The following is a 16,680-nucleotide window of genomic DNA, read 5'->3' on the forward strand; positions in this document are numbered from 1 at the left end:
TGCCCCCTTGATCTTTGGCGCGCAACATACGAAATCACGCGCCATTGTCACCTGTTAATACTGGACGCCATGCCTACTCATTCGGAAACCCGCCACCTGCCGTATACGGCGCAGCAGATGTACGACCTGATCGCGGACGTGGCGAAGTATCCCGAATTTCTACCCTGGTGTGCCGCGGCCCGTATTCGCCGGACCTATGCCGCGGGCGAGGCGCAGGTGATGGAGGCGGACCTGATCATCTCGTTCAAAGTTTTCCGTGAAAGGTTTGGCAGCCGGGTGACGCTGTTTCCTGATCAGATGAAGATCGACACGGAATATCTGGACGGCCCGTTCAAATACATGAAATCCGATTGGCAGTTCGCAGACGCGCCTCAGGGGGGCTGCAACGTGTCCTTCCATGTGGATTTTGAATTCAAGAACGCCATCCTGCAAGGTATCATCGGTGTTGTGTTCAACGAGGCCATGCACCGGATCGTGCAGGCGTTCGAAACCCGTGCTGCGGATTTGTACGGCTAGGTCTTTACCCGCATACGGGGCACGCTAGACTGCGCCCATGAGCGATTTTTCCACATCACTTGCAGGGTTTGCTGCCGGGCCCGTTGAGACGACTTTGCAAACGCGAGTCGTAACATCTCTGTCTGTACTGGACTGGATAGCCGTTGGACGGGTCGGGGTTGATGAGCCGGTCTCAAAGACAGTTCGAGACCTTGTTTTGGGTGAAGAGGGCGCCGCGCAGGCGCATCTTTTTGGCGGAGGGGCGGCGCCGTTGCGTGGGGCGGCATTGGTCAATGGCACTGTGTCGCATGCATTGGATTACGATGACACGCACTTTGCCCATATCGGTCATCCTTCGGTTGCGATTCTGCCCGCCGCGCTGGCGCTGAGCGAATGGGATGACCGCATCCTGGTCGATTTCCTTGAGGCCGCGCTGGTGGGGATGGAGGTTTCGATCCGTGTAGGGCTGTGGCTTGGACGGGATCACTATCAGGCGGGGTTTCACCAAACCGCTACGGCAGGCGCGTTCGGTGCGGCCGTTGCGGCAGGGCGTATCCTTGGCTTCGACGCGGATCAGATGCAAAAAACGCTTGGGTTGACGGCCACCCGCGCGGCTGGCCTCAAGACGCAATTCGGAACAATGGGCAAACCCTATAATGCTGGGCTTGCGGCCTCGGCCGGGGTCGAGGCAGCGTTGCTGATCGCTAAAGGCTTCACGCCGAACATGAACGCTTTGGAAGGTCAGTATGGGTTTGGTGCGACCCATAGCGGCCAGGCGGATGCGCAAACCGCTTTAGATGGGTTGGGCGATGAATGGCTGTTCGAAACAGTCAGCCATAAGTTCCACGCCTGTTGCCACGGCCTACACGCCGCGCTTGAGGCCGCGCGTGATCTGGACATCGCCGAACCCGAAGTGGCCGAGATCAAGATCAAGACCCACCCGCGCTGGATGAGCGTTTGTAACCAGATGTCTCCGACGACCGGGCTGGGGGCGAAGTTTTCATATCGCACCGTGATCGCCATGCAGGCGCTTGGCCATGATACGGCCTTGCCGGGCAGCTATTCGGAAAAGGTCTGTGCTGACCCGCGACTGATATCTTTACGCGACAGGATCGCGGTTGAGGCGGATGAGACCCTGACGGAAACGCAGGCGCATCTGACCCTGCTGCGCCGCGACGGGGCGCGGCTTGAAGCGACGCATGATCTGATGGCACCGATGACCCTGTCTGATCGCGAAGACCGCGTGCGCGGCAAGGCAGGCAAGCTGATCGGTGGCGAAGAGGCGGACGCGATCTGGTCGATGCTGCGCACCGGCGGTCGCGCCCGCGATTTGGCACGGATGCTGGCGGGTTAAACCACGCGCCAGTGCAAAGCGAAGCCCGGCTCAAACACCGTCACGGGGCCGTCCTCGGTCTCGATTTTGTTCGGGTATTCCACGGGGGCGCCCTTGGTCAGGGTAATGGTGTCTTCGTTCACCGGTAGGCAGTAGAACGCAGGCCCGTTGAGCGAGACGAAGCCTTCCAGCTTGTCCAGCGCACCTTGTGATTCGAACATCTCGGCCACCAGCGACATTGTGTTTGTCGCGGTGAAACAGCCGGCACAACCGCAGGCCATTTCCTTGTTGGCATCCGTATGCGGCGCGCTGTCGGTGCCCAGAAAATACCGCGCATCGCCCGAGGTTGCAGCGGCCAGCAGCGCCAGTCGGTGTTCCTCTCGCTTGGCGACAGGCAAGCAGTAGTAGTGCGGTTTGATCCCACCGACCAGAATGTGGTTGCGGTTGATGATCAGGTGGTGCGCCGTGATGGTCGCGCCCAGATCAGCGTCGTTCGATTTCACATAATCCACACCGTCTTTGGTCGTGATGTGTTCCATCACCACGCGCAGTCCGGGTGTCGCCTTGCGGATCGGATCCAGAATACGGTCGATGAACACGGCCTCACGGTCGAAGATGTCGACCTCGGGGTCGGTGACCTCGCCATGGACGCACAAGGGCAGTCCGATCTCGGCCATCTTTTCCAACACCGAGCGGACATTGTCGAAATCCTGCACGCCCGAGGCTGAGTTGGTCGTGGCGCCCGCCGGATACAGTTTGACCGCTTTGACCAACCCGCTGGCATGCGCGGCGGCGACGTCGTCGGCATCGGTGTCTTCGGTCAGATACAGCGTCATCAGCGGCTCAAAGCTCATGCCATCGGGCAGGGCAGCCAGGATACGGTCGCGATAAGCGGCGGCCTGATCGCCGCGCACTACCGGCGGCACCAAGTTCGGCATGATGATGGCACGGGCAAAATGTCGCGCGGTTTCGGGCAAGACGGCCTGCAGCATAGCGCCGTCGCGCAAGTGCAGATGCCAGTCGTCGGGGCGGCGGATCGTGATGCTATCGGTCATGGCGCACCGGCTAGCACAGAGCCCGCCGCCGGAAAAGACCTTGTCAACGACTCAGATCACCGTATGTCTGGAAAGACTATGGCCTTGACGCTTGAACACAGCCATGACCAGTTGAGGCGAAGGAGAAGATTGACATGACACAGCCGGATTCCATCGACGCCGTTCAGAAAATGCTGGGCGCGCAGGGCTATGTCTGCGGGCGGGCCTTGGCTACGGTTGTGTTTCTGTCGCTAAAATTGGGCCGGCCGTTGTTTCTGGAAGGTGAGGCCGGGGTCGGAAAAACCGAAATCGCAAAGGCAATGGCCGCTGGGCTGAACCGACGCCTGATCCGGTTGCAGTGTTACGAGGGGTTGGATGCGTCCTCGGCCGTATATGAATGGAATTTCCCGGCACAGATGGTGGCGATCCGCACGGCCGAGGCGGCGGGCGGGGCAGACCGCGGGACCTTGCAGTCTGAGTTGTTCTCGGATGAGTACCTTGTCGAGCGCCCATTGCTGCAGGCCATGCGCCCGGATGAAAATGGTGCGCCGGTCCTGCTGATTGACGAGTTGGACCGAACCGACGAACCCTTTGAGGCCTTTTTGCTTGAAGCGCTCAGCGATTTTCAGGTCACCATTCCCGAACTGGGTACTGTTAAAGCGCCCCAGCCACCGATCGTGATCGTGACCTCAAACCGCACGCGCGAAGTGCATGACGCGCTGAAACGGCGTTGCTTATATCACTGGGTCGACTATCCCGATTTCGACCGTGAGATCGAAATCCTTCACACCAGAGCCCCTGAAGCGACCGAGGCGCTCAGCCGTGAGGTCGTTGCTTTTGTCCAACGTCTGCGCACCGAGGATCTGTTCAAGAAACCCGGCGTGGCCGAGACGGTAGACTGGGCCAAATGCTTGCTGGCGCTGGACGTGATCAACCTAAGCCCCGAAGTGATCGGCGACACGTTGGGCGCGATCCTGAAATACCAAGACGACATTCAAAAGCTGCAGGGGTCCGAGGCTAAGCGGATTTTGGATCAGGCGAAAGCTGATCTGGAATTGGCCTGATGGCCGAACAACTACCGCTTGATATCCCCGACAATCCAAAGCTGGCGCAAAACATCACTCATTTTGCGCGAGCCTTGCGCAAGGCCGGTTTGCCCATCGGGACAGGTCGGGTGGTTGATGCCATACGTGCCGTTCAGGCAGCAGGATTTACAGAGAAACAGGATTTCTACTGGACCTTGCACGCTTGTTTCGTGAACCGCCCCGAACATCGCACGGTGTTTGCGCAGGTCTTTCGCCTGTATTGGCGCGACCCGCGGTATCTTGAACATATGATGTCGTTGATGTTGCCCGCGATCCGTGGCGTGCAAGAGGAACGCAAGGCCGACGCCGCCGAAAAGCGTGCGGCTGAGGCGTTGTTGGACGGAGTCGAACGTGACCCGCCAGACGTTGATGAGGACGAGGGCGAAACAGAGCTGGAGATCGACGCCTCAAAAACCGCGTCGACCGAGGAATTGTTGCGCAGCCTGGATTTCGAACAGATGAGTACTGCCGAGATCGCGCAGGCCAAACGCATGCTGGCGCGATTGGCTTTGCCCGTAAAGCCGATCGAATCCCGCCGTGGGCAAGCCAGCCATCTGGGGCACCGGATTGACCGTGCGCGGACCTTACGAGCGGCCATGCGTCAAGGCGGAGAACTGCGCGATATCGCACGCCTAAAGCCTAAGCCGCGTTGGCCCAACCTTGTGGTGCTGTGTGATATTTCGGGATCGATGAGCCAATACAGCCGGCTTATCTTGCACTTCCTGCACTCTGTTTCGAACACCAAGGGGGCGGGATGGGCCAAGGTGCATGCCTTTACCTTTGGCACACGCCTGACCAACATCACCCGTCATTTGCAACAACGCGATGTGGATGCAGCACTTGCTGCGGCTGGTGCCGAAGCGCAAGACTGGGAGGGCGGAACCCGGATCGGAGAATGCCTGCACGCGTTCAACCGCGATTGGTCGCGCAGGGTTATGGGGCAGGGGGCGGTGGTTTTGCTGATCTCAGACGGGCTGGATCGCGGCGACCCCGACGCGTTGGGTCGAGAGGTGGAACGGCTACATCTGTCGTCTCGCCGCCTGATCTGGCTTAATCCGCTGTTGCGTTGGGATGGGTTCATGCCCAAGGCGCAGGGCGTGGTGGCCATGCTGCCGCATGTGGACAGTTTCCGCGCCGGTCATTCAATTGCGTCACTGGAAGACCTAGCCGCCGCAATCTCAAAGCCTGATGATATGGGTGAGAAAGCGCGGCTGATGACCGCGCTTTCCGGCTGACCCTTAGCCCAGCTGTTCTTCGTTGCACTTACGCGCCATTTCCATGGCCTTGTAGGTGCCGGTCAAATCAACGGTGAAGGCGAATTCCTTTTCCGGGAACACGACCATGACCTTTTGTTTTGCGATATCCTCAGCGAATTGGGGATCATCTGACAGAACATAGCCGCCAGAATAGCCCTTGGTAATGTTACCCTTCATGCCGGTGGCTTCGCCGACATAAACGTTGTCGCCCAGCAGAATCGCCACGGCTTCTTTTTCGCCACGCTTGATGTCGGTCTTGGCTTTGGTGAATACGCCCACATAGCCTACGCCACGATCTTCGGTAAGCCCCATCTGCACCACGTTTTCAGCGCTATCTACGGCCTCGATTAGGCAGGATTTCTTTTCTTGGTCGATGAAGACCTTCCACCCTTCAACTTCGCCATAACGCAGGAATGTGTCCGCGCTGACTGCGGTTGACGCCAACAGGGCAATTGCTGTTCCGAGTGTAAAAATGCGTTTCAAGTCTCTGTCTCCCTTGCGAAAATAAAATATGCGCATACTAGAATGCACTAGTCGCGTGTAAGCTAGAATCAGGCTCCGTGACAATCAATCCCTTGCGGTTATGGCGGGTATCCGGGCTAAATTGCGCCGAAGGTTCCGAACTTTGAACTCACGCACAGAGTTGATGGCCGGGTTTCCTTTTCATATGGCGAAACCTGCCTATGTTGGGTCAGAACGCTGGCGGAGAGTGTTAATGGACAGATTCGACAACAGCCCGGAAACGGCCTTGCGCTGGTTCAGTGAAGGGCAGCCCACAGCCCTGGCCACAGTGGTGGAGACCTGGGGCAGTGCCCCGCGCCGTGTTGGTGCGCAGCTGGTCATAGGTGCGGATGGACGGATCGAAGGTTCGGTCTCGGGCGGTTGTGTCGAAGGCGCAGTTGTGGTCGAGGCGCTGGAGGCGATCGACGAAGGCGAAGCGCGCCTGTTGGAATTCGGCGTCAGCGACGAGGACGCCTTTGCCGTGGGTCTGGCCTGTGGTGGTACTATCCGGGTTCTGGTCGAGCCGGTGGGCAGCGTGCTGCCCGAACCTATGCTGCGTGAGCTGGTTAAGGCGCGTGCCGGGCGTGACCCCGTGGCATACGAAGTGAACATCGAAACCGGTCATCGAGCCCTGCGCCGCAACGCTTATGCAGACCGGTTGCGTATGGACCGTTCGGGGTTTGAGGAAGATGGCCAAACATTCGTCGCGGTCCATAATCCCCCGCTGCGGCTTATCATTGTTGGCGCGGTCCATATTGCGCAGGCGTTGGTGCCGATGGCGCGGATCGCCGGGTATGACCCGGCTATCATCGATCCTCGCGACGCCTTTGCCTCGGACGCACGATTTCCGGGTGAGAAGATTTTGACCGATTGGCCGGATGAGGCGGTGGCCAAACTGGGCTTGGACGCGCGCACGGCGGTGGTGCTGTTGACCCATGACCCAAAGCTGGACGATCCAGCCTTGGAATCAGCTTTGCAGGCGGGTGTGTTCTATATCGGCGCCCTGGGATCGACCCGAACTCATGCCAAGCGGGTGGCACGGATGAAAGAGGCTGGCTTTACCGACGCACAGATCGCCCGTATTCATGGCCCCATCGGGTTGGATATCGGGGCTGCGGGGCCTTCGGAAATCGCCGTGGCCATTTTGGCGCAAATGACAGCTGTGCTGCGAGGCAAAGCGTGAAGTTCGGCCCCGTTCCCGTTGATCAAGCTGCCGGAGCCATCCTTGCGCATTCCGTGCAGGTCCAGGACGCCAAGCTGCGCAAAGGGATCGTTCTGACGCCCGAGCATCAGGAACAACTGGCCGCCGCTGGGTATGAGGCCGTCACGGTCGCCCGGCTGGAACCCGGAGATTGTCATGAGGACAAGGCCGCTGGGATGCTGGCCGATGCCCTGGCGCCCGATCCGAAAGCTGCTGCGCTAAGGGTGACCCAGCCATTCACCGGGCGCGTGAACCTGTTGGCGGACGGGCCGGGTGTTGTGGTTCTAAAAGTCGAAGCGCTTGAGGCGTTCAATCAGGTCAACCCAATGATCACAGTTGCCACCGTGCCGCAACATCAGCAGATGGGCGCAGGAGGTATGGTCGCGACGATCAAAGTCATATCCTATGCCGTTCCAAAAGCGGATGTTCTTGAAGCCTCACAAGTGGCAAAGGGTGCCATCCGCCTTGCCACACCAGTTTACAAAAAAGCCGGGCTGGTGGTGACCGACATTCCCGGCGGGCCTTCGAATGAAAAAGGCATTGCCGCAATCCGGGGCCGGGTCGAGGCACTGGGGATGGAGATGACCGATGTCCGCATCGTCCCGCACCAGACGGATGCGATTGCGCAAGCTGTCTCTGAGATACAAGGCCAGGTAGCGATGATCCTAACCGGGTCGGCCACCTCGGATGTGGCTGATGTCGCCCCTCAGGCGGTGCGGGCTGCAGGTGGGCAAGTGGATCGGTTCGGCATGCCGGTCGATCCGGGCAATCTGCTATTTCTTGGCTCGCTAGGATCGCGACCGGTGATCGGGTTGCCGGGATGCGCGCGGTCACCAGCGTTGAACGGGGCCGATTGGGTGCTGTCCCGTGTCGCCTGCGGAATCAACACGACCGGAACAGACATTGCCGCAATGGGCGTGGGTGGGTTGCTTAAAGAGATTCCGACGCGGCCGCAACCGCGGGCATCGCGGCGATAATTTGCCTTTCTGAGACAACGTAATACTTATGAAGGCTAACCAAATGACCTCCTGGGCAAATCGCTAAATATTTTTGTTCTCAAACAAAAATTCCCGTGTTTAACTCGGGCCAGGGAGTTTCATTTTGGGAGGAGCGAATGACACAGGTCTCAATGACCGTGAACGGAAAATCCGTGAGCGGTGATGTCGAGGACCGGACATTGCTGTCCAGTTTTCTGCGCGATCATCTGTCACTGACCGGAACGCATGTAGGATGCGACACTGCACAATGCGGCGCGTGTGTGGTCCATGTGAATGGCGAGGCGGTCAAATCCTGCAACATGCTGGCGCTGGAAGCTGACGGCGCAGATGTCGGCACGATTGAAGGGCAGGCCAACGACGATGGTTCGCTCAACACTATCCAACAGGCCTTTCAGGATCATCACGGGTTGCAATGCGGTTTCTGTACGCCAGGCATGGTGATGAGTACGGCGGCGTTGCTGAAAGACAATCCGCGCCCGACCGAAGCTGAAATCCGCAAGTATCTGGAAGGCAACTTGTGCCGCTGCACCGGATACCACAACATCGTCAAGGCGATCATGGCCGCGTCAGGTCAGGACGTCAGCAGCATCGCTGCCGAATGATGCCGCTGCGGGCGTAAGCGAGACGCCCGTGGGATGACAAAGGGTGCATAAGCATCCGTTATTGGGAGGAGAACAAGCAATGCCCAAAGACAGTGGCATCGGAGCCAGTTCCAAGCGCCGCGAAGACGTGCGCTTTCTGACCGGAGACGGCAATTATACCGACGATATTAACGTGGCCGGCCAGGCCTATGTACATTTTCTGCGTTCCGACATCGCGCATGGACGGATCAAAAGCGTCGACACCTCGGCCGCCGAGGGTATGCCCGGCGTGGTCAAGGTATTCACCGGTAAAGATTTCGAAGGTGTGGGGGGGATGCCCTGCGGCTGGGAAGTCACCGACAAGCATGGCGCGCCTATGCAAGAGCCGCCGCACCCCATTCTGGCGCAAGGCAAGGTACGCCATGTGGGCGACCCGATTGCGGCGGTTGTCGCTGACAGTCTTGAACAGGCACGTGATGCCGCCGAGGCGATTGACGTCGACATCGAGGAATTGCCTGCCGTCATGGATATGAAAGCCGCCGCGCAGGATGGCGCGACGCTGGTTCATGACGATCTGAAGAACAACATCTGCTATGACTGGCAGTTGGGTGAGGCAGATGATGCCAAGGTAAACGAGGTTTTCGCCAATGCGGCGCATGTGACCACGTTGGATCTTGTGAACAACCGTCTGGTGGCGAACCCGATGGAGCCGCGCGTGGCCGTAGCCGAATACAAGCGCAGCACGGATGAATACACGCTGTACACAACGTCACAAAACCCGCATGTGATCCGATTGCTGATGTGTGCATTTGTTCTGGGCTTGCCCGAACATAAGGTGCGCGTTGTGGCCCCGGATGTCGGCGGCGGCTTTGGTACCAAAATTTTCCACTATGCCGAAGAGGCGTTCTGCACCTTCGCCGCCAAGGCCTGCAACCGTGCGGTCAAATGGTCGTCCAGCCGGTCCGAGGCTTTTATGTCGGACGCCCATGGCCGCGATCACGTCAGCACCATCGAGCTGGCGCTTGATGCAGATAATAACTTTGTCGGTCTGCGCACCAACACCTTTGCCAATCTGGGCGCTTATCTGTCGACGTTCTCCAGCTCGGTTCCAACATGGCTGCACGGCACGCTGATGGCGGGCAATTACAAGACGCCGGTCATTCAGGTGAACGTGAAGGCGATGTTCACCAATACAGTGCCGGTGGATGCGTACCGAGGAGCAGGGCGGCCCGAGGCGACATTCCAACTGGAGCGTGTCGTGGACAAGGCTGCGCGCGAGTTGGGCGTCGATCCGATTGCCCTGCGCCGTCAGAACTTTGTCACCCAGTTCCCCTATGACACGCCGGTGGCGCTGACCTATGACACCGGGGACTACAACGGGACGATGGACAAGCTTGAGACTGCGGCCGATCTTGCAGGGTATGCCGCGCGTCGTGCGGAAAGCGAGGCAAAGGGCAAGCTGCGAGGTTTGGGCATCAACTGCTATATTGAGGCTTGCGGTATCGCGCCTTCGAACATCGTTGGCATGCTTGGCGCTCGTGCGGGTCTTTATGATGCGGCGACCGTTCGGGTGAACGCGACCGGTTCGATCAGTGTCATGGTTGGTGCACACAGCCATGGGCAAGGGCATGAAACCGCCTTTCCGCAGGTTGTGGCTGACATGATCGGCATTGACGAGTCGATGGTTGAGATCGTGCATGGCGATACCTCCAAGATTCCATTCGGCATGGGCACTTATGGTTCTCGTTCGTTGGCGGTTTGCGGCTCGGCCATGGTCAAAGCAACCGAGAAGGTGATCGAGAAAGCCAAGCGGATCGCGGCGCACCTGCTTGAGGCGTCCGAGGCCGATATCGAACTCAAGGACGGTCAGTTTAGTGTCGCGGGAACCGATAAATCGGTTGCTTGGGGAGATGTGACCCTCACGGCTTATGTTCCGCACAATTACCCGCTGGAGGTCGAACCGGGATTGGAGGAAACCGCGTTCTATGATCCGGCCAACTTTACCTTCCCCGCAGGGGCCTATGCCTGTGAAGTTGAGGTCGACCCGGAAACTGGACAGGTCAGCATCGAAAAGTTCACTGCCGCGGACGATTTCGGCAACATCGTCAACCCGATGATTGTGGATGGCCAGGTGCACGGTGGTATCGGTCAGGGCATTGGTCAAGCGCTGTTAGAGAACTGCGCATATGACGAGAACGGCCAGCTGCTGAGCGCCTCCTACATGGATTACGCCATGCCGCGTGCCGATGATGTTCCGTTCTATGCGGTCGACCACTCCAGCCAAACGCCCTGCACGCACAACCCGCTGGGTGTCAAAGGCTGTGGTGAGGCTGGCGCGATCGGTTCACCACCCGCAGTGGTGAACGCGGTGCTGGATGCGCTGAACTCGGGTGGAAAGGCGGTGGATCACATCGACATGCCAATGAGCCCATCGCGCGTTTGGGCGGCGATGAACAGCTGAGTGGTTTGGGGTGCGAGGGGCTGCCCCTCGCGCTCTCCGAAATAATTACAGCCAGATGAAGGGCGGTTCCGCGCCTTTCGGAAAGGAAGACGAAATGTACAATTTCGAGTTTGAGAAACCCTCGACCATTGCGGATGCGGTTGCTGCTCTGGCGGTTGAGGATGCCCAAGCCCTAGGAGGCGGGCAAACACTGATTCCGACGCTGAAACAACGGCTGGCGGCACCTTCCGCTCTGGTCTCGCTGAGCGGGATAGCCGAGATGAAGGGTGTATGTGTTGACGACGACGGCTCGGTGTCGATTGGGGGAGCGACAACACATGCAACCGTCGCGGCAGAGGCGGCGGGCAGCTATCCTGCACTGGCGGCGTTGGCTGGTCAGATTGGTGACCCCGCGGTGCGCAATCGCGGCACCATTGGCGGTTCGGTTGCCAATAACGATCCTGCAGCTTGCTATCCGGCGGGCGTTTTGGGGTCGGGCGCGACAATTATCACCAATACGCGCCAGATTGCGGCGGATGATTTCTTTGAAGGGATGTTCTCGACCGCACTGGATGAAGGTGAGATCATCACCACAGTCCGGTTCCCGGTGCCACAGGCGGCGAGCTACCAGAAGTTCCTGCAGCCTGCGTCGCGGTTTGCACTGGTGGGTGTCTACCTTGCACGTTTTGCGGATGGGGTGCGCGTTGCTGTGACCGGCGCCAGTGAAGACGGTGTCTTCCGTTGGTCCGAAGCGGAGGAAGCATTGAACAAAGAGTTCAGGGCCGATGCTCTGATGGATCTACGTATCAATCCGGCAAACATGATCGGTGATCTGCATGGTAGCAAAGAATACCGCGCGCATCTTGTTGTTGTCATGACAAAACGGGCCGTCGAAGCCTGTATGTGAATGGTAGAAAACCCTTGAAGCCTCGGCCGCAAGTCGGGGCTTTTTAGGTACGGCGTAGTCTTGGAGGTTTTGAAGGCTGCCAATACGCACCGGTGTCTTCGCGCGCTTTTTGATAGGCGTCTAACCGTTGACGGGCAGCTTCACCTCCTGCGTCGAAAAGTTGACCCAGCAGGCATTCCAGTACGGCCATTGCGCCGGCGAAACAGGAAAACGGATGCAGGGCGCGGGTGCTGACGGTGAAGGTAACATCAGGCTCGATCCCAGGTGCGATCACGTCACTGTCCGAGATCAGGATCAGGCGCAGCCCCTGTTGCTTCGCAATTCGCATCGATTGGATTGTATCTGCCGAGTAGGGATGAACAGTGATGGCGATCAGGCAATCCTGTTGGTCCGCATCCAATAGGTCGTCAGTTGCGGATCCCACATGGCGCGGCACCAGCTGAATGCCCGGATGCGCCATGCGCCCTGTATAGGAAAAATAGTAGGCCAGCGCATAGCTGGCGCGCGTGGCCGTCACGAAACACCGGTGAGACCTGGTCATGTACTGGATGGCCTCGCGCACTTTATCGGGTTTCATGAGGCGCAGCGACCGTGTGACGACGTTCTGTTCGTTCTGTACCAGTTTGGCTTGGTAGGAGCCAAAGGTATCCTCGGATTGCAGGGCGCTCAACCAATCTTGTCCCAGATCGCTTTCCCTGTCGGTAACCAGAGCATTTCGGAATGGGGTGCGGAAGGCCTCGAAACCATCGAAACCCATGCGTTGCGCCAAACGAACCAGAACATTCGAGCTGACGCCGATCCGGGTGGCTGTGGTACGGATCGGATCAATGCCGAAATCTCCGGGGTAGTCGATGATGTATTTGGCAGCAGCTTGCAGGGCAGCTGGCATCTGTTCAATCTCTTGACGCAGACGGTCGATGATCTGGGTTGGTGTGCTGTTCATAGCTGTAAAAAAACAAATGTTATGCAATTAGCAAGTAAAAAACAATTTTTGGCAGATTAGATAGGGCAAGTATTAGCCGAGGAAAGTGCATGTCGGACTCGCAATCAAAAATCCAAACTGTTGGACGGCCCTATGTTCTTGTCGCCCCAAATGGCGCGCGGCGTGGGGTGTCGGATCACCCGGAATTGCCGGTATCCACTGATCAGATTATCCAGACCGCACGCGCCTGTTTTGCGGTGGGCGCGAACGGATTGCATCTGCATATCAGGGATGCGGAGGGGCAGCATTCTCTGGACGCTGGTCAATACCGGGAAACGATGGCCGCGCTGCGTCAGAGTGTACCCGGGCTGGATCTGCAAATCACGACCGAGGCCGCGGGCGTGTTCGATGTGGTCGCCCAGTTTGCGTGTCTGGAGCAGGTGTGCCCGGATTGGGCGTCGATTTCCATACGGGAGATTGCGCGCTCGCCTGAATTGGCCGATCGGGTTTACGGTCTGTGTGCCGCGCAGGGGACGCGGGTGCAGCATATTCTGTACGATGCTGACGATGCCGACTTGCTGGCGCAATGGCAAAAGGTCGGAATTGTGCGTGAAAATCAGGCGGAGTGTATTTTTGTTCTGGGGCGCTATACGGCCGGTCAGCAATCTACCCCGCAGGACCTGGACAGATTTCCCAAAGGGTTGTCGCCATGGATGGTGTGTGCCTTTGGCGCGCATGAACATGCCTGTCTGGCATACGCTGCTGGGGAGGGCGGGGACGTTCGCGTCGGGTTTGAAAACAGCCTGACCGATGAGAGCGGAACTCTTTGGAAAGACAATGCCGCGTCGGTGTCGGCGCTTGTTGACAAGCTGGAAAGGGCAGTCAAATGAGTCACGTATTTCCACGCCATACAAAATCAGAGCTGCCGATCGCGGCTGGTGGGGACGGGTGTTACCTGATTGATGCGCAGGGCCGCCGCTACCTGGATTGTGGTGATGCTGCGGTGTCGTGTCTGGGGCATTCCAACCCATCCGTCATCGGGGCAGTGCAGGAACAGGTCGAGCAGATCGCCTTTGCGCATACCGGGTTCATGACCTCGGAACCGGCCGAAGCGTTGGCGGATTTGCTGGTCGAGCATGCTCCGGGTGACTTGGACCGGGTGTATTTCGTGTCGGGTGGATCCGAGGCGACCGAGGCTGCGATCAAGCTGGCGCGGCAGTACTATTTGGAAATTGGCCAGCCTGAGCGGCGACATGTAATTGCCAGGCGGCAGAGCTATCACGGGAACACTTTGGGGGCTTTGTCAGCCGGAGGCAACGCGTGGCGGCGGGCGCAGTTCGCACCGATGCTGATCGAGATGACTCATATCGCGCCCTGTTATGAATACGCGGAGAAACCCGACGGCGAGAGCAGCTTTGACTACGGTCAGCGCGTGGCCAATGAGCTTGAAGCCGAGATCCTGCGGCTGGGTCCTGATACCGTGATGGCGTTCATGGCCGAGCCGGTTGTTGGCGCAACCTTGGGCGCGGTGCCAGCGGTTGAGGGGTATTTCAAACGCATCCGCGAAATCTGCGACCAGTATGGTGTGTTGTTGATCCTGGATGAGGTGATGTGCGGCATGGGTCGGACCGGGCATCTGTTTGCCTGTGATCACGATGGGGTTGCCCCGGATATTCTATGCATCGCCAAAGGGCTGGGCGCTGGATACCAACCCATCGGCGCGATGATGTGTACCGCACAGATTTTTGATGCGATCCGCAATGGGTCTGGTTTTTTTCAGCACGGCCACACCTATATCGGCCATCCGGTCGCGACAGCGGCAGCCCTGGCAGTTGTCCGCGAAATGACACAACGCGATCTACCTGCTCGGGTGGCGGTCATGGGTCAAAGGGTCCAATCCAAACTTGAGGCTGCTTTGGGCCAGCATCCGAATGTCGGAGATATCCGGGGTCGGGGATTGTTCCGGGGCATTGAACTGGTGGCGGATCGAGACGTCAAGGCGCCGCTTGACCCCGCGCTTGGGGTGGCTGGCAAGATCAAAAATGCCGCGCTGGCCGAAGGCCTGATCTGCTATCCCATGTCTGGCACACGCAATGGGCAGCTGGGGGATCACATCCTGTTAGCACCGCCCTTCATCATCGAAGACGCGCAGATTGATGAGATGGTCAGCAAGCTGAGCAAGGCTATTGCGTCCGTGATCTAGCGGTATGGGACAGCGCGCTTGAAATGAAAAAAGCCCCCTTATGAAAAGGGGGCTTTGATCATTCATTCTGTCAGAACTTTATTTCTGCGGCAGAGGCCCGATCATCATGATCATCTGACGGCCCTCCATTTTGGGCATGTTTTCGATCTTGCCCAGATCCTTGACGTCTTCGGCCACGCGTTCCAACAACTCACGGCCCAGGTTCTGGTGCGCCATCTCACGACCACGGAAACGCAGGGTGACTTTGACCTTGTCGCCGTTTTCAAGAAACTTGAACACGTTGCGCATTTTCACATCATAATCATGCGTGTCGGTGTTGGGTCGGAATTTGACCTCTTTCACCTCGATGATTTTTTGCTTTTTGCGTGCTTCGCTTTCGCGTTTCTGCTGTTCGTACTTGAACTTGCCGAAATCCATGATCTTGCAGACAGGCGGGTTCGCATTGGGCGAGATTTCAACCAAATCAAGTCCGACATCGGCGGCCATTTGCATTGCTTTGGCGGGATGAACCACCCCGACGTTTTCACCTTCGGCGCCAATCAGGCGAATTTCGGGGGCACGGATCTTATCATTGACGCGCGGGCCGGTGTCTCGCTGCGGCGGCGCGTTGTGAGGTCTGCGAGCTATTGGTTCATTCCTTTGATGATTGCAGAATTTCGAGCCCGAAATTTAGACTGCTGCGCGGCCCGTTTCAAGCGCCATCCGCGCGGAAATGGCTGAAATTCACAGGTTTGCAGCGGGTTTATGCGCGAGCCACGGTAATTCCAGCGGCCCGCGACAGAAGATCAGCCCACAAAGGCCTTTTCGATCACGAATTCCTTGGGTTCGGAATTGGCGCCTTCGCGCAGGCCGAACTCTTCCAGGATCGCCTTGATGTCCAGGTTGAAGGCCAGCGAACCGCAGACCATGGCACGGTCGGTGTCAGGGTTGATGCCGCCTTCGATGCCCAGATCGGAAAACACGGTCCCGTCCTTCAGCAGGTTGGTGATGCGGCCCATCTTGGGGCTCTCTTCGCGGGTCGTGGTGGGGTAATAGCGAATCTTGTCGGCAAAGCCTTCACCCATCAATTCGGCCAGCATCTCGTCCTGACGGATGCTGTCAATCAGTTGACGGCCGTATTCCAGTTCCGCCACTTCGCGGCAGGTGTGTGTAATGATGACCTCGTCATAATCCTCATAGGTCTGCGGCTCGCGCAGCAACGAGGCGAAGGGCGCAAAGCCGGTGCCAGTGGCGAAGAACCACAGGCGTTTGCCAGGCAGCAGGGCGTCATGGACTAGCGTGCCAACGGGTTTGGGCCGCAGGATGATCTGGTCACCCGGTTTGATGTGCTGCAGTTTCGAAGTCAGCGGGCCGTCCTGCACCTTGATCGAGTAGAACTCCAACTCTTCGTCCCAAGATGGCGAGGCGATGGAATATGCGCGCAACAGCGGCTTGCCGTTGTCGCCCAACAGGCCGATCATCACGAACTCACCCGAGCGAAAACGCAGCGAGGCAGGGCGCGACACCTTGAACGAGAACAGGCTGTCGGTCCAGTGTTTGACGTCGGTTACGGTCTGGGCGTCCGGCAGAACGGGGGCCTTCACGGCGGTTGCTTCGGTCACGGGCTTCATCTCTGTCATGGTTTCACTGTCGGTCAGCGTGACCGGCATCTCCGTTTAAACGTTGTTTCAAGGCAGGAAAAGGGGACAGTTTGCCCCCTTTAGTCACAAGCTGGCGATTGCGAT

The 16,680-nt window shown here is 58.4% G+C and carries 16 protein-coding genes; 11 read left to right on the forward strand and 5 right to left on the reverse strand.

The window, feature by feature from the left end; translation table 11 throughout:
- Positions 1-69 precede the first annotated feature (69 nt).
- Together ACR0DL_RS03865 and ACR0DL_RS03870 are read left to right on the forward strand one after the other, a co-directional pair.
- Positions 70-516: a type II toxin-antitoxin system RatA family toxin gene (locus ACR0DL_RS03865; protein ID WP_170348536.1), complete on the forward strand. Its 447-nt coding sequence runs from the start codon at positions 70-72 to the stop codon at positions 514-516.
- A 37-nt stretch (positions 517-553) separates the two neighbouring features.
- The gene (locus ACR0DL_RS03870) at positions 554-1,849 is read left to right on the forward strand and encodes an MmgE/PrpD family protein (protein ID WP_480687669.1); all 1,296 of its coding nucleotides are present in this window, start codon (positions 554-556) and stop codon (positions 1,847-1,849) included.
- On the opposite strand, the gene pyrC is transcribed toward ACR0DL_RS03870, so the two are convergent.
- On the reverse strand, positions 1,846-2,883 hold the full coding sequence (gene pyrC, locus ACR0DL_RS03875) for a dihydroorotase (protein WP_170358222.1): 1,038 nt from the start codon (positions 2,881-2,883) through the stop codon (positions 1,846-1,848). The genes ACR0DL_RS03870 and pyrC overlap by 4 nt on opposite strands.
- Before the next feature lie 134 nt (positions 2,884-3,017).
- On the opposite strand from pyrC, the gene ACR0DL_RS03880 reads away from it, so the two are divergent.
- Both ACR0DL_RS03880 and ACR0DL_RS03885 read left to right on the forward strand, forming a co-directional pair.
- Positions 3,018-3,926 carry an AAA family ATPase gene (locus tag ACR0DL_RS03880; protein WP_226688515.1) on the forward strand — a complete coding sequence of 303 codons (909 nt, stop codon included), beginning with the start codon at positions 3,018-3,020 and terminating at the stop codon, positions 3,924-3,926.
- Complete coding sequence (locus ACR0DL_RS03885) at positions 3,926-5,182, forward strand: vWA domain-containing protein (RefSeq protein ID WP_170375106.1); 1,257 nt, start codon at positions 3,926-3,928, stop codon at positions 5,180-5,182. Before ACR0DL_RS03880 ends, ACR0DL_RS03885 begins: the two co-directional genes overlap by 1 nt.
- Before the next feature lie 3 nt (positions 5,183-5,185).
- Here ACR0DL_RS03885 and ACR0DL_RS03890 read toward each other — a convergent pair whose 3' ends face one another.
- On the reverse strand, positions 5,186-5,686 hold the full coding sequence (locus ACR0DL_RS03890; RefSeq protein ID WP_170348541.1) for a hypothetical protein: 501 nt from the start codon (positions 5,684-5,686) through the stop codon (positions 5,186-5,188).
- A 232-nt stretch (positions 5,687-5,918) separates the two neighbouring features.
- On the opposite strand from ACR0DL_RS03890, the gene ACR0DL_RS03895 reads away from it, so the two are divergent.
- The 5 genes from ACR0DL_RS03895 to ACR0DL_RS03915 all read left to right on the forward strand — a co-directional run bounded on the left by ACR0DL_RS03895 (position 5,919) and on the right by ACR0DL_RS03915 (position 11,831).
- On the forward strand, positions 5,919-6,887 hold the full coding sequence (locus ACR0DL_RS03895; protein WP_170348542.1) for an XdhC family protein: 969 nt from the start codon (positions 5,919-5,921) through the stop codon (positions 6,885-6,887).
- Positions 6,884-7,882 carry a molybdopterin-binding protein gene (locus tag ACR0DL_RS03900; RefSeq protein WP_480687672.1) on the forward strand — a complete coding sequence of 333 codons (999 nt, stop codon included), beginning with the start codon at positions 6,884-6,886 and terminating at the stop codon, positions 7,880-7,882. The genes ACR0DL_RS03895 and ACR0DL_RS03900 overlap by 4 nt, the downstream gene beginning before the upstream one ends.
- Positions 7,883-8,019: 137 nt before the next feature.
- A complete protein-coding gene (locus ACR0DL_RS03905; RefSeq protein WP_480687674.1) occupies positions 8,020-8,505 on the forward strand; it encodes a (2Fe-2S)-binding protein in 486 nt (161 codons plus the stop codon).
- Positions 8,506-8,584: 79 nt separating this feature from the next.
- Positions 8,585-10,945, forward strand: coding sequence for a xanthine dehydrogenase family protein molybdopterin-binding subunit (locus ACR0DL_RS03910; protein WP_480687676.1), 2,361 nt, complete (start codon positions 8,585-8,587; stop codon positions 10,943-10,945).
- 94 nt (positions 10,946-11,039) lie between these two features.
- Positions 11,040-11,831 (forward strand): FAD binding domain-containing protein, encoded by a 792-nt coding sequence (locus ACR0DL_RS03915; protein ID WP_480687678.1) that lies wholly within the window; start codon positions 11,040-11,042, stop codon positions 11,829-11,831.
- Between the two features lie 43 nt (positions 11,832-11,874).
- Here the strand turns inward: ACR0DL_RS03915 and ACR0DL_RS03920 are convergent, their stop codons facing one another.
- The gene (locus ACR0DL_RS03920) at positions 11,875-12,774 is read right to left on the reverse strand and encodes a MurR/RpiR family transcriptional regulator (RefSeq protein WP_480687680.1); all 900 of its coding nucleotides are present in this window, start codon (positions 12,772-12,774) and stop codon (positions 11,875-11,877) included.
- A gap of 89 nt (positions 12,775-12,863) precedes the next feature.
- On the opposite strand from ACR0DL_RS03920, the gene ACR0DL_RS03925 reads away from it, so the two are divergent.
- Both ACR0DL_RS03925 and ACR0DL_RS03930 read left to right on the forward strand, forming a co-directional pair.
- Positions 12,864-13,643 carry a beta-keto acid cleavage family enzyme gene (locus ACR0DL_RS03925; protein ID WP_480687682.1) on the forward strand — a complete coding sequence of 260 codons (780 nt, stop codon included), beginning with the start codon at positions 12,864-12,866 and terminating at the stop codon, positions 13,641-13,643.
- A complete protein-coding gene (locus tag ACR0DL_RS03930; RefSeq protein WP_480687684.1) occupies positions 13,640-14,956 on the forward strand; it encodes an aspartate aminotransferase family protein in 1,317 nt (438 codons plus the stop codon). The genes ACR0DL_RS03925 and ACR0DL_RS03930 overlap by 4 nt, the downstream gene beginning before the upstream one ends.
- Before the next feature lie 78 nt (positions 14,957-15,034).
- Here ACR0DL_RS03930 and infC read toward each other — a convergent pair whose 3' ends face one another.
- Together infC and ACR0DL_RS03940 are read right to left on the reverse strand one after the other, a co-directional pair.
- Positions 15,035-15,625, reverse strand: coding sequence for a translation initiation factor IF-3 (gene infC, locus ACR0DL_RS03935; protein ID WP_437436676.1), 591 nt, complete (start codon positions 15,623-15,625; stop codon positions 15,035-15,037).
- Between the two features lie 116 nt (positions 15,626-15,741).
- On the reverse strand, positions 15,742-16,575 hold the full coding sequence (locus tag ACR0DL_RS03940) for a ferredoxin--NADP reductase (protein ID WP_170349391.1): 834 nt from the start codon (positions 16,573-16,575) through the stop codon (positions 15,742-15,744).
- Positions 16,576-16,680: the final 105 nt, after the last annotated feature.

The sequence above is a fragment of the Ruegeria sp. BB5 genome, assembly GCF_056539405.1.

What these genes read in the sequence shown, in the direction of transcription:
- ACR0DL_RS03920 (WP_480687680.1), bottom strand. Translation starts at nt 12,774, where the DNA reads ATGAACAGCACACCAACCCAGATCATCGACCGTCTGCGTCAAGAGATT.
- ACR0DL_RS03870 (WP_480687669.1), top strand. Translation starts at nt 554, where the DNA reads ATGAGCGATTTTTCCACATCACTTGCAGGGTTTGCTGCCGGGCCCGTT.
- ACR0DL_RS03880 (WP_226688515.1), top strand. Translation starts at nt 3,018, where the DNA reads ATGACACAGCCGGATTCCATCGACGCCGTTCAGAAAATGCTGGGCGCG.
- ACR0DL_RS03885 (WP_170375106.1), top strand. Translation starts at nt 3,926, where the DNA reads ATGGCCGAACAACTACCGCTTGATATCCCCGACAATCCAAAGCTGGCG.
- ACR0DL_RS03865 (WP_170348536.1), top strand. Translation starts at nt 70, where the DNA reads ATGCCTACTCATTCGGAAACCCGCCACCTGCCGTATACGGCGCAGCAG.
- pyrC (WP_170358222.1), bottom strand. Translation starts at nt 2,883, where the DNA reads ATGACCGATAGCATCACGATCCGCCGCCCCGACGACTGGCATCTGCAC.
- ACR0DL_RS03915 (WP_480687678.1), top strand. Translation starts at nt 11,040, where the DNA reads ATGTACAATTTCGAGTTTGAGAAACCCTCGACCATTGCGGATGCGGTT.
- ACR0DL_RS03910 (WP_480687676.1), top strand. Translation starts at nt 8,585, where the DNA reads ATGCCCAAAGACAGTGGCATCGGAGCCAGTTCCAAGCGCCGCGAAGAC.
- ACR0DL_RS03895 (WP_170348542.1), top strand. Translation starts at nt 5,919, where the DNA reads ATGGACAGATTCGACAACAGCCCGGAAACGGCCTTGCGCTGGTTCAGT.
- ACR0DL_RS03925 (WP_480687682.1), top strand. Translation starts at nt 12,864, where the DNA reads ATGTCGGACTCGCAATCAAAAATCCAAACTGTTGGACGGCCCTATGTT.
- ACR0DL_RS03905 (WP_480687674.1), top strand. Translation starts at nt 8,020, where the DNA reads ATGACACAGGTCTCAATGACCGTGAACGGAAAATCCGTGAGCGGTGAT.
- ACR0DL_RS03930 (WP_480687684.1), top strand. Translation starts at nt 13,640, where the DNA reads ATGAGTCACGTATTTCCACGCCATACAAAATCAGAGCTGCCGATCGCG.
- ACR0DL_RS03940 (WP_170349391.1), bottom strand. Translation starts at nt 16,575, where the DNA reads ATGACAGAGATGAAGCCCGTGACCGAAGCAACCGCCGTGAAGGCCCCC.